This is a genomic window from Altererythrobacter sp. H2 (assembly GCF_035319885.1).
Lineage (GTDB): Bacteria > Pseudomonadota > Alphaproteobacteria > Sphingomonadales > Sphingomonadaceae > 34-65-8.
Genome location: NZ_CP141285.1, coordinates 2,126,667 through 2,138,809, shown reverse-complemented (window position 1 = coordinate 2,138,809; position 12,143 = coordinate 2,126,667). Strand labels below are relative to the sequence as shown.

Annotated in this window: 10 protein-coding genes; 3 read left to right on the top strand and 7 right to left on the bottom strand. The window is 66.0% G+C overall.

Annotation, left to right across the window (positions count from 1 at the left end; translation table 11 throughout):
* Positions 1-7: 7 nt before the first annotated feature.
* A complete protein-coding gene (locus U4960_RS10630; RefSeq protein ID WP_324260610.1) occupies positions 8-1,900 on the top strand; it encodes an XrtA/PEP-CTERM system amidotransferase in 1,893 nt (630 codons plus the stop codon).
* A gap of 172 nt (positions 1,901-2,072) precedes the next feature.
* Positions 2,073-3,032, top strand: coding sequence for a crotonase/enoyl-CoA hydratase family protein (locus U4960_RS10625; protein WP_324260609.1), 960 nt, complete (start codon positions 2,073-2,075; stop codon positions 3,030-3,032).
* A gap of 3 nt (positions 3,033-3,035) precedes the next feature.
* Here U4960_RS10625 and U4960_RS10620 read toward each other — a convergent pair whose 3' ends face one another.
* The 6 genes from U4960_RS10620 to U4960_RS10595 all read right to left on the bottom strand — a co-directional run bounded on the left by U4960_RS10620 (position 3,036) and on the right by U4960_RS10595 (position 9,149).
* Positions 3,036-4,508: a lipopolysaccharide biosynthesis protein gene (locus U4960_RS10620; RefSeq protein WP_324260608.1), complete on the bottom strand. Its 1,473-nt coding sequence runs from the start codon at positions 4,506-4,508 to the stop codon at positions 3,036-3,038.
* A 9-nt stretch (positions 4,509-4,517) separates the two neighbouring features.
* On the bottom strand, positions 4,518-5,516 hold the full coding sequence (locus U4960_RS10615; RefSeq protein ID WP_324260607.1) for a GNAT family N-acetyltransferase: 999 nt from the start codon (positions 5,514-5,516) through the stop codon (positions 4,518-4,520).
* A gap of 196 nt (positions 5,517-5,712) precedes the next feature.
* Positions 5,713-6,696: a GNAT family N-acetyltransferase gene (locus tag U4960_RS10610; protein WP_324260606.1), complete on the bottom strand. Its 984-nt coding sequence runs from the start codon at positions 6,694-6,696 to the stop codon at positions 5,713-5,715.
* A gap of 100 nt (positions 6,697-6,796) precedes the next feature.
* The gene (zapE, locus tag U4960_RS10605; RefSeq protein ID WP_324260605.1) at positions 6,797-7,918 is read right to left on the bottom strand and encodes a cell division protein ZapE; all 1,122 of its coding nucleotides are present in this window, start codon (positions 7,916-7,918) and stop codon (positions 6,797-6,799) included.
* Positions 7,915-8,370: a PaaI family thioesterase gene (locus U4960_RS10600; RefSeq protein ID WP_324263092.1), complete on the bottom strand. Its 456-nt coding sequence runs from the start codon at positions 8,368-8,370 to the stop codon at positions 7,915-7,917. Before U4960_RS10600 ends, zapE begins: the two co-directional genes overlap by 4 nt.
* A complete protein-coding gene (locus tag U4960_RS10595) occupies positions 8,367-9,149 on the bottom strand; it encodes a succinate dehydrogenase iron-sulfur subunit (protein ID WP_324260604.1) in 783 nt (260 codons plus the stop codon). Before U4960_RS10595 ends, U4960_RS10600 begins: the two co-directional genes overlap by 4 nt.
* Before the next feature lie 64 nt (positions 9,150-9,213).
* Here U4960_RS10595 and U4960_RS10590 point away from each other — a divergent pair, with 64 nt between their 5' ends.
* Positions 9,214-9,954, top strand: coding sequence for an SDR family NAD(P)-dependent oxidoreductase (locus U4960_RS10590; RefSeq protein WP_324263091.1), 741 nt, complete (start codon positions 9,214-9,216; stop codon positions 9,952-9,954).
* Here U4960_RS10590 and U4960_RS10585 read toward each other — a convergent pair.
* On the bottom strand, positions 9,951-12,101 hold the full coding sequence (locus U4960_RS10585) for a TonB-dependent receptor plug domain-containing protein (RefSeq protein WP_324260603.1): 2,151 nt from the start codon (positions 12,099-12,101) through the stop codon (positions 9,951-9,953). The genes U4960_RS10590 and U4960_RS10585 overlap by 4 nt on opposite strands.
* Positions 12,102-12,143: the final 42 nt, after the last annotated feature.

Genomic DNA, 12,143 nt, shown 5'->3' with positions numbered 1-12,143 from the left:
GCGCGCCATGTGCGGGATTGCGGGCATTTTCCATTGCGGCACGATCAAGCCGGTCGATCCGCATAGGGTGGAGGCGATGACCGATGCCCTGGTCCATCGCGGGCCGGACGGGGGAGGGGTGTGGACTGCCCCGGGCGTGGGGCTGGGCCATCGCCGCCTGTCGATCATCGACGTGGCCGGGTCGCCCCAGCCGATGCATTCGCCAGACGGGCGGGCCGTGATCGTCTTCAACGGCGAAATCTACAACTTCCGGGAGCTGCGCCGCGAGCTGGAGGACGAGGGTGCCCGCTTCCGCACCGATGGCGATACCGAGGTGATCCTGGCCGCATGGCAGCGCTGGGGCGTCGACTGTCTGCCCCGCCTGCACGGCATGTTCGCCTTCGCGCTCTACGATCTGGACCGGCGGGAGCTGTTCCTTGCCCGCGACCGCCTGGGGGTGAAGCCGCTGTTCACCGCCATGCTGAGCGATGGCAGCATGGCATTTGCCTCTGAACTGAAGGGCTTGCTGGCCCACCCGCTGCTGCGGCGCGAGGTCGATCCGCTGGCGGTGGAGGACTATCTCGCCTGGGGCTATGTCCCCGATCACCGCAGTTTCCTCAAAGGTGTCGAGAAACTGCCGGCCGGGCATTTCCGCCTTCTCCGGCATGATAACCCGCCTGCCGCGCCGCGCCAGTGGTGGGACGTCAGCTTTGCCGACCGCGATCAGGGCAAGACGGCGGACCTGTCGGCGCAATTGCTCCACCACATGCGGGAAGCCGTGTCCTCTCGGATGGTGTCAGACGTGCCGCTGGGTGCGTTCCTGTCGGGCGGGGTAGACAGCTCCAGCGTGGTCGCCCTGATGGCCGAGATCAGCCGGGATCCGGTCCGCACCTGCTCCATCGGCTTTGACGTCGCCGCGCTCGACGAGACCGCCTATGCGCAGCAGGTGGCCGAGCGGTTCGGGACCGAGCACCGCAGCCGCATGGTGGCCCCCGATGATTTCCAGCTCGTCGATCAGTTGGCCGGAATGTTCGACGAGCCTTTCGCCGATGCCTCGGCCCTGCCGACCTGGCGGGTATGCCAGCTGGCCCGCGAGACAGTGACGGTGGCCTTGTCGGGTGACGGCGCGGACGAGGCCTTTGCCGGTTATCGGCGGCAGGTGTTCCATCTGCGGGAGGAACAGGCCCGTTCTGCCTTGCCGCAGGCCTTGCGCGGTCCGGTTTTCGGTGCGCTCGGCCGGGTCTGGCCCAAGGCTGACTGGGCCCCGCGCCCTCTGCGGGCGAAGGCGACCCTGCTGTCCCTGGCCGAGGACGGTGCCACCGGCTATGCCCGGGCTCTGTCAGTGATCCCGCCCGAGGGCCGGTTTGCCCTCTACAGCACGTCTTTTGCCAGAGGGCTCGGCGAGTATCGCGCGGAAACGCCCCTGGTGGAGATGATGCGCGCGGCGCCTGCACGCAGCGGGCTGGACCGGGCACAATACGCCGATCTCAAGTTCTGGCTGCCCGGCGATATCCTGACCAAGGTTGACCGGACCAGCATGAACGTGAGCCTTGAGGCGCGCGAGCCTCTGCTCGATCACCGGCTGATCGAATTTGCCGCCCGCCTGCCCCACCGCGAGCGGGTGCGCGGCAAGCAGGGCAAGTGGCTGCTCAAGCACACGATGGAGCGTTATCTCCCGCAGGACATCCTCTACCGGCCCAAGCAGGGGTTTGTGACCCCCTTGGCGGAGTGGTTTCGCGGCCCGCTCGCCGCAACCGCGCGGACGATTGTCTCGGCGGGTGGCCTCGCCCGGACCGGCTGGTTCAACCCGCAGGCGCTGGCCGCCATCGCGGAGGATCACATCGCCGGTCGGCGCGATAATTCGCGCGTGCTGTGGCAGTTGCTCATGCTCGACAAGTCGATGCGCGGACTTGGAGTCTAGACCTGAGTCCCGTTAGCCACAGTGCAGTAACAAAATATCGCGATGGCCCGTTTCGGGACTGCAATAAATCCCCCGGGGAAAATAATCGATTGCCAAGCGAGTCTGCTGTGGCCTAGCTTTCCTTGGAATTGGTGCTGTCGATCGCAAAACTACAGGACTTTCGGGGGTCGCGATGGATCGGATGAGTACCCAGGTGGTAAAGGAACAGGGCGGGATGGACCGGTCCGAAGGCTCGGCATTTGCTCTGGGCGATGGAGGCGATCAGCTGCTCGCCCAAAGCGAAGTCCGGCTGGCAATCCCGGAAGAGCTGTTCGCCCTGCGCGAGCTCGACGTGTTCTACGAAATCGAGCACCAGACCTTGTGGAGCTATATGCGGCCTGAGGGTCGCCCCAGTTTCACGCCTGCCATGCTGGCGGACTTCGAGGCCTGGCAGCGGCTGATCGCGGAAGGGTTCGGGCCTGACCGCGTGCCGCTGCGCTACCTCGTGCTCGGCAGCCGCTCGCCCGGTGTGTTCTGCTTCGGCGGCGATCTCAAACTGTTCAAACATCTGATCGAGACGCGTGATCGCGACGGGCTGGTCCATTACGGGCACCGCTGCTGCGCAATCCTCCACCGCAACATCCAGACCCTCGACATTCCGATGCTGACCATTGGCCTGGTTGAAGGGGCCGCGCTAGGCGGCGGGTTCGAGGCACTGCTGTCGTTCGACTATATCGTGGCCGAGCGGGGCGCGACCTTCGGCTTGCCCGAGATCATGTTCGGACTGTTCCCGGGCATGGGCGCCCATGCCCTGCTCAGCCGCAAGATCGGCAGCGCGATGGCAGACCGGCTGATCACCTCGAACCAGACCTATACGGCCGAGGAAATGTACGACCTTGGCCTGGTCCACCAGCTGGCCGAAGCGGGCGAGGGGCTGGAGGCGTGCCGTGACTTCATCCGCAAGGCTGAGCGACGTCATGCCGGGCTGGTCAACGCGCGCAGGGCGATGAAGATTTCCTGGCATCTCGAACTCGACGAACTGAACCGCATCACTGAACTGTGGGCCGACGCGGCGCTGCAACTGCGCGAGCAGGACCTCAAGGTCATGAGCCGGCTTGTTTCGGCGCAGGTTCGTCTGGCGGATGCGGCCTGAGGGCTAGCCGCTGGCCGGTGCGGCGCTTCCCGCTGCGGTTCCCACGGCGAACCGGTAGGCCTCCACCAGCCGGTCACGTGCGATAAGCCAGAGCACTGCGCCATAGAAGGCCGCGCCCAGCGGTATCAGCAAGCCAAGTTGGCCCATGGCCGGCATCGGCGGCAGGACTTGCGCTATCGCCGCAACACCTGCTGCCATCGCACCTGCCGCAAGCCCCGGCGGCAACACCGCACCCGCCAGCTTCCTCAGGGATAGCCCCAGGGTGCGGACAGACAGTGCGATGGTCACTGCCAGCATCACTGCCACGCCGCCCACCCAGGCCCAGGCGAAGCCGGTCAGCCCGAACGGGATGGCGGCGAGGAACACCAGCGGCATGGCCACGCTGCCGATCATCGAGACCTTGAGCGCGATGCCAGGCTTGCCGAGGGCGTTGGTGGCCGGGGCAAACAGGATCTGCAGGGTCAGCATGGCCATGGCCAGTGACAGGATCGGCAGGATCGCGGCGATGCCGGTCCATTGTTTGCCCAGCAGCACCAGCACCAGCGGATCAGCAATCACGGCCATCCCGGCGTAGGCTGGCAGTGCCACCAGCAGGACCAGCCTGACGGTGGCCAGCAAGGCCTCGCCTCCGGCTCCCTGCATCCGTGCATAGGCGGCGTAGGCGACCTCGTTGACCGGCGGCACGAACTTGGTCGCCAGCAACTGGGCCAGGAACAGGCCGGTGGTGTAGATGCCCAAGCTGCGGACATCGAGCACGCGCCCGGCGATGATCACGTCAGCCTGGCTCTGGACGAACCAGAAGAACTGGGTGGCTGTCATCAGGCCGCCGAATCCGGCAATTCCTCCCAGCCCCGTGAAATCGAAGTTGGGCCGCAGCGGCGCGCGCGCGGCGATGGTCATGCCGACTGCCTCGGTCAGGAACAGGGCCATCGGGGCTGCCACCAGTGTCCAAACGCCTGCCCCACCCAGGGCGCAGGCGAGCGCGGTTCCGGCCCCTGCAAGCGATGCCAGCAACCGGATTTGCGCCGGGCGGCGGAAGTCCATCTTGCGGCTCAGCATGGCGTGGGGCAGCGCCAGCCACGGGGTAAGCAGGTACATGACCGCCTGAACCCGCAGCAGGTCTGCCACCATCGGCTGTGCGAAGTAGCTGGCGACCAGCGGCGCAGCGAGGAACTGGATCGCCCCCAGCGCGCCGTTCAGCATCAGCAGCAAGCCCAGCGCCTGCCGCAGGCGATGATCGCTCACGTCCTGTTCGCGGATCAGGGCGCTGGCGATGCCATAACCGTTCATGGTGTTGAGGAACACCAGCATGACCTGAGTCATGGCAAACAGGCCATAATCCTCCGGCGCAAGGAGGCGGATGACGAGAAAGGTCGACAGCCAGGCGATCGCCTGTGCAACAATCTGGCTGCCTGAGCGCCAGATGACAGCCGAGCGCACCTTGCGGCTCATATCTGTCGTATCGGTGGTTGCCATTCAGGGCCTCTATTCGGCCACCACCACGGCCGTTCCGGCCAGGGCGGCGGCAGCGGCAATGTGCTTCAGGCTCGGCAAGGGCAGGTCGACCCGGTGGGGCGAGGCCAGCGTCATCTGGCGCAGGTCGGCCGGTTCGTGGCCCCAGTTGCGGGCAAGCAGCAGAGCCGCCTTGCGTTGCCGGACGATCAGCAGGTCGAACAGCGCCGGGCCACACACAGCCCCCATCTCGCGCTTGTATCCGCTGTCGCCTGAGCCGAGATCGACCAGCCTGACACCCTGTGCCAGTGCGCCTTCGAGCTGGCGGCAGGTGACGATCTTGCCGACGCGGAAGCCAGCCATATCCTCGGCATAGCTTCCGGCAATCGCGTATTGCTTGTCGCCGGACCGCAGATCGAAGGAAAAGGCGATCGGACGTGCGTGCAATAGCAGGATGGTCGCTGAGAGCGCATCCGCAATGACCGGGTCGGAGAGAGCGGTCTGCCATCTTGCGCGCTGCGCCGGGGTGAGGAACTTGGCGCCCGAACCGTCAGTTGTCTTGCCGACCCAGCTATCAGCCTCGATCCTGCCGAGCTGTTCGAGCACTTTGGCAGACCAGTCGGCCCCGCTTATCTGGAGCCAGCTGACCTCGCCCTCTTGCGCCAACCGGCGTTCGTAGCCGGTCAGCCGCTTGCGGGTGGACTTTCGCGGCCAGTTCCCGCCGTTTTCCTGTGCTGCCCCGGCGAGATCAAATAGCCAGGTCTCGCCCAGTTCGCGCACCAGCACCGTCCATCCGGCCAGGGCAGAGGCTTCCATCACCATCCGGGTGGCCCGGTCCGCTGCATTGGCCGGGCCGATGCGCCAGAGCGGGGCGAGGGCTGTGGCTGCCAGCGGATCGGCCAGCAAGTCAGCCAGTTCCTCACGGTGCAGATCGGGGCTGAACAGGGGGGAGCGACAGGGCCAGTAACTGCCGGGTACACCTTTCGCGCCGAGCAGGTCCGGCCCCATGCGGGTCAAAGGGATGGCGGCCACGATTGCGCCGTCAGCCCGGGCTCCGGTCAGGGTCTGCCCGCCGCACTGTGCCCCAGCGCGATACCACGCTCAACGCAGGAACGGGTGCGGTTGGTCGGCCAGACCTGCAAGGTGGTCGATTGCGCCGGGAAACCCCGGGTGCAGGGTGGCAGTCAGCGCAGCAGGGGTGATCAGGCAGTGCTTCATGCCGGGCCGCCTATCGCCGGATCAGCTTGCGCAGACCGCGCAGGCCGAGGCGGTTCACCAGCCCCTTGACCGTGGCAACGGTGCGGTCGAACGCGGAAAGTGACCACAGGGTCATCCGGTTGCGCATCGTCGGCCGGAGCAGCAGCAGGTCCACGCTCGGGATCGTGCCACTGGCGAACGACTGCTTGTGCTGGCCGCCCCCCTCGGCAAAATCGAACCAGCGGAACCGCTCTTCTTCCATCAGCAGCCGCAGGGCTTCCATCTGCAGCACGCTTCCGGGGGAATGGCTGGCCTGCGTATCGTCGTAGCCGAGGTGGGCATAGAGCAGGGTATCGCCTTGCGCCGGGGCATAGAGATAGGCTGCCGGGCGCCCGTCAAGCCACAGCAGGAACCCGCGCGCCATGTCCTGCTCGGCCAGCGCAGTCATCACGGGCAGGCTGTTCTCCGGCAAGCCCGAGTCGAGCAGACGCTCCTGATAGCTGGCCGCCGAAATTGCCCGGGCATGGGGAAAGAACGCGGCCATTTCCGCCGGGGTGCGATAAACCCGGACATCCACCGCACCGCCGGAATATTGCGCCAGCTTGCGGTGCTTGCGCCGCAGGGCCTGCCGCGTGTTGCCGGACAGGCCGGCCAGCCAGGCGTCGTATCCCGCTTGCAGATCTACGTAGCTGCGCTCGTAGCGCTGCCGCAGCAGGGGCAGATAATGGCTATCGGATAGCAGTTCGGCTGCGTGCTGTTCTGGCAAGGCCCTGAGCTTGTAGCCCTGGGCGGTGTCAACCAGCCGGGGCAGGGTGGGGCAATGTTCCGCCATGGCTTCGGCCAGGGTCATCGAATGGCGCCACAGCGGCAGGACAATCCGCCCCAGCCTGCGCCCGGAGACGTCGAAAGCGATGATTACATCGGCGAGAATGAAGTCGTTTCCGGCAGCGGCCACCGGCCCGGCCTGCGAGCGGGTCGCAGCGGGCGGCGCACCGGTCCAGACTGACCGGGCCATCGGTGGGGGAAGCGCCGACATGCGCAGGAATATCGCTCAGCGGCGTAAAGTTTCGGTTAGCCATGTTGTCGTGCGGCGAACATGATTCGGCCTAGGCCATTCAGCCTTCGCTGCCATGCCCCAGCGCGAGGTAATCGGCGCTCTGCATTTCCATCAGGCGGCTGACGGTCCGCTCGAAGTCGAACGCCCCGTCGCCGGCCGGATAGAGGTCCTGCGGAGCGGCGGCCGCTGTGGCGAACAGCTTGACTTTGTGCTCATAAAGCGCGTCGACCAGCGTCACGAACCGGGCCGCCTCGTTGCGGTTTTCCGGCCCCATCTGCGGAATGCCGACCAGGATGACGGTGTGATAAGTGCGCGCAATGGCCAGATAATCGGGCGCGCCGCGGGCATCGGCGCACAGCTTTTTGAAGCTGAACACCGCCACGCCCTTGAGGCTCTTGGGCACGTGCAGTGTGCGCTTGCCCCCCACGTCCAGTTCGGCGGAGGGGACATGCGCTGCATCTTCCGGCGCATAGTCGGTTAGACGGAAGAAGGCTTCGCGCACTTTGGCGGTGGCTTCGTCACCCAGCGGGCAATGCCAGGTGTCCAGCCCGGCCATGCGCTCCAGCCGGTAATCGACCGGGCCATTGAGCGGCAGCACGTCGAGCCGTTCCTTGACCAGCGCGATGAACGGCAGGAAGTGCTCGCGGTTGAGGCCATCCTTGTAGAGGTCATCGGGCGGGCGGTTGGACGTGGTGACCACGGTCACGCCAAGATCGACCATCAGCGCGCGGAACAGGCGGCTCATGATCGCCGCGTCGGCAGTGTTGTTGACGACCATCTCGTCAAAGCACAGGCAACGCACACCTTCGGCAAGGCGGGCCGCCACCGGCGGGATCGGGTCGCCCAGCTTCTTGGCCCGCTCCTCGCGCAGCAGGGCGTGAACCTCCTGCATGAAGGCGTGGAAATGTGCGCGGCGCTTGTCGGCGATTGCCAGCGTGTCGTGGAACAGGTCCATCAGCATGGACTTGCCGCGCCCTACGCCGCCCCACATGTAGACCCCGCGCGGCTCGGGCGCTTCCTTCGCGCCGAACAGACGGCTGAACAACCCGGGCCGGTCAGGTTCCCGCTCCAGTGCCGATTGCAGTGCTGTCAGATGCTCGACCGCTGCCGCCTGCTCTGCATCGGGCCGCAGTTCACCGGCCTCGACCAGGCCTGCGTAACGCGCGGCCAGCCCGCTCATCGGCGGTTGGCTTTGCGCACCATCCCCGAAAAAGCCGCGACCACGTGATCGCCCTGGACCACGTCACCGCGCAGGAACAGCAGTCGCCCGGTCTCCCGGACGATCTCGACCACCGAATCGAGTGGCTGGCCCGGCTTGCCTGCACCGATGAACTGGGTCGACAGTTCCAGTGTCACGGCCGGGCCGGGATCGCCGGTGGTCAGCGTGCGCATGGCCGAAAACAGCGAAATGTCGATCAGGGCCAGAGTGACGGCCCCGTGGATCATTTCCTGCAGGTTGGTGTGCTTGCGCTCCGGAAACATCCGCAGGCGGCACCTGCTGCCTTCCACCCGCGTGATCAACTCGCCCATGACGACACCATTGAAGCGGGTTTCGTCCCGCAGGCGCCACATGTGCCATCCCGGATGGCCGGGATGCTCGCGATACTCGAAAAACTGCTCGTCCACGCTCAGATCGCGCGTTCTGCGATCATCTTCTTGGTTTCGGCAATCGCCTTGGCCGGGTTCAGGCCCTTGGGGCAGACGTTGGCGCAGTTCATGATCGTATGGCAGCGGTAGAGCCGGAACGGATCTTCCAGCTGGTCGAGTCGTTCGCCGGTCATCTCGTCGCGGCTGTCAGCCAGCCAGCGATAGGCCTGGAGCAGGATGGCCGGGCCCAGGAACTTGTCGCTGTTCCACCAGTAGCTGGGGCAGGCGGTCGAGCAGCAGGCGCACAGGATGCACTCATACAGCCCGTCCAGCTTCTCGCGCTGTTCGGGCGACTGGAGCCGCTCCTTGCCGCTGGGGGTGGTAGTGACAGTCTGCAGCCAGGGGCGGATGGAGGCGTATTGGGCATAGAAGTGGGTGAAATCGGGGACCAGGTCCTTGATCACTTCCATGTGCGGCAGCGGGGTGATGCGGATATCGCCCGACAGATCCTCGATCGCCGTGGTGCAGGCGAGGCCATTCTTGCCGTTGATGTTCATCGAGCACGAACCGCAGATGCCTTCGCGGCAGGAGCGGCGGAAGGTCAGGGTCGGATCGATGTCGTTCTTGATCTTGATGATCGCGTCCAGCACCATCGGTCCGCAGGCGTCGAGATCGATCTCGAACGTGTCATAGCGCGGGTTCTGGCCGCTGTCGGGATCGTAGCGATAGACCTTGAAGTTCTTGACCCGCTTGGCCCCGTCCGCCTTGTGGACTTTGCCTTCCTTGCGGATTGTCGAGTTCTTGGGGAGGGTGAAGGTTGCCATCGCCGTATTCCTGTTGCTTTGCGCCACCTATCTAGCGTCTGGTTTCGAGAGGGCAAGGTGAGTGATGCAGGAGAAAAGCGATAGTTCGCTGTGGCCCGGCGTGGCCGCCGTGTTCGGCGCAGGCGGCGGCATAGGCGGGGCCTTGTGCGCCCAGCTTGCGGCTGAGGGCTGCGAGGTCTGGGCGGGATCGCGCAGCGGGGCCGTGGCCGGACTGGCCGGTGCCCGACAGTTCGCATTCGACCTTGAGGACGAACGCACTCTTGCCGCAGCGGCCGCCACCATGCGCGACGCGCCGCCAGATCTGGTCATCGTCGCCACCGGGGTGCTGACCCTGCCCGACGGGACCGGGCCCGAACGCAGCTACAAGGCGATTGACGGAGCGGCGATGGAACAGGTGTTTCGCCTCAACACGATTGGCCCTGCACTGGTGGCCAAGCATATGCTGCCGCTCTTTCCCCGTGACCGGCGGGCGCTGTTTGCGGCCCTGTCTGCCCGGGTCGGCTCGATTGGCGACAACCGCATCGGCGGGTGGCATTCCTATCGGGCGAGCAAGGCCGCGCTGAACATGCTGCTGCGCAATTTCGCGATTGAGCTTGGCCGGACCCATCCCTTGGCGGTGGTAGCGGGCCTGCATCCCGGCACGGTCGATACCGGCCTCAGCGCCCCGTTCCAGCGCGGCTTGCCCGAAGGGCAGCTGACCAGCACTGCCGCCAGCGCCGCGCACCTGCTCAATGTGTGCCGGGCGCTTTCGGCCGCTGACAGCGGCGGCGTGTTTGACTGGCGGGGGGAGCGGATCGATCCCTAGAAGTTGCCCCGCACGGTCAGCGTGAAGATCGGCCCGACCCGCCGATCGCGCAGTTCGGCAAAATCGACCGGGCTTTCACCGCGCAGGCCGGAATAGACGATTCGCTCGCGATACTGGCGGGCACCCAGGATGTTGCCGACCCGGGCCCGCACGGTCAGGCCCAGCACATCCTTGTGCTCGATGAAGGCGGACACGAACCACGGGCCCTCCCAGTTGCGGTCGGTCTGGTTGCTGCGATAGCGGGGCAGGTTGTGGTTGTGACTGGCCCCCATGCCCCATGCCCACTGGCTGGCGGGGATGTCATGCCGCAGGTTGAGGTTGGCCTGCCTGTTGGTAAACCCGCTCCACTGCCGCGCCACGCCAGTAAACGGATCGACCAGCCGCGAGCGCTGGAGGACAAACGTCCCGTCGAGCCGCACGCCCTTCAGGCCGATCGGGTCGAACGTCAGGGTGCTGGTGGAGATGACCGCAGCCGCGCTCGCCTTGGCCACGTTCCCGACCGACTCGCCGCCCCCGCCGACCGGGATGATATCGACATAATCGGACACGTCGCGATAGATGAATCTGAGCTGTGTCTTGCCCCAGGGGCCGAGGGCCTTGTTGACCTCGCCTTCGAAGCTCCAGTCCTGCTGCGGACGCAGATCGTTGTTGCCCGCATTCTGGTTTCCGTCGTCAATGAAGGCGCGGGCCAGGAAATCGTAGAACGACAGTTGCAGGACGCGCCGCTCAACGCTGAGCGCAAAATCAAGATCGCTTGCTGCCTTCCAGGCAAGGCTGAGCTTGCCCTTGGGCCTCAGGAAACTGCGCTCCAGCCCGTTCGCGCCGTCCTGCACGATGGTCGAATGTTCTGCGGCAAGGTTCAGCTGTACCGACAAGTTGGAAGCAAGGCTGCGGCTGTGGCTTAATGACCCTTCATACCGGTCCTCGCTGACGCCTCCGGTGCCGAACGGGAAGGGCACCTCGACGAACTCGCCTGCCGGATCGAGCGTGAACAGCGCGGCGACATTGTCGAGCGCATTGAACGCCGCTTCGCCAGCCACCTGCCACTCCCCGCCGAGCATGGACCAGCCGAATTCGCCCCGGGCGACCTTCTCGTCGAGATCCCCTGTCTGGGTGAATCGCTCGCCGGTCGCAGGCGTGCCGGTGCCGGTGGCGGTGCCGGACTGGCTGATAACGTCGACAGTGTACGGCTCGTGGCTTCGGCGCAGCAGGCCGATGGCCTTGAACGTGCCGCCCGCCAGCGGGAAGGCATAATCGCCGCCGACCTCATAGTTCCAGCGGTCCTCGTTCTGGCGCACGGTGCGCAATTCGTCTGCCTGCCCTGGCCCGGTGCGGAAGCTGTCCTCCCGGAACCGGTCGTAAATCCGCTGGTATTGCCCGGTCAGGTTGAGCGCCTGCGCACCATCCGGGTCCCAGGTCAGCTTGGCCGACAGCTTGGGGGAATCGTAATCCGACGTCACACGCTCCTGGCGCAACTGGCGCAGTGTGCCGTCTCCGCCAACGATCCGGGTCGGCCCGTCCGCCCCGCCGCGGCCCGCGTCCGCGTTGCTCAGCGCCACTTCCAGGGTGGTTGCGCCGCTCGTCCTGCTCGCGGAGATGTCACCGCGCCAGAGCAGGGGGTCGGTGTTGTGCGGCCGGGCCTCGGGAATCCAGCTGAACTGGCCAGACCAGCCGCTGGCCCCTTCGTAGATGACATTGGCCACCTCGCCGGAGAGGCCGGGAATACCCAGCCCGGCACCATCGAGGATTTCGATCCGGGTCACAGCGTCGGCCGAAATCCTGGTCAGCTGGTCACCGATATCGTCAGACTTGGAAGAGGGGCGGGCGCCGTTGAACAGCACATTGCCGGTCGCCTGGCCCAGGCCGCGCTGCTGGCTGCTGCCACGGATGTTGAAACCGGGCACCCGTTGCAGCATGTCCAGCGCGTTGCGCGGGGCAAACCGGGCAAAATCGCCCGGGCCGTATACGCGGCGGTCACTGGCTATGGCTGCGGGTGCGGCCGGGGCAGCCGGAGAGGCTGCGGATTCATCGAGTGCGGCGCCATCAACCGATTCTTGCGCGACTGCCGTTATGGGCACGGCCTGCGCCAGAGCCGCAGCGAGTGCGCTCGAGGCGGCCAGGCGCCGGATATGCAATGCCGATGTCATGCTCTGTGCCGCTCCCGTCTCGACAAGGCCGCCCTGCCAGTG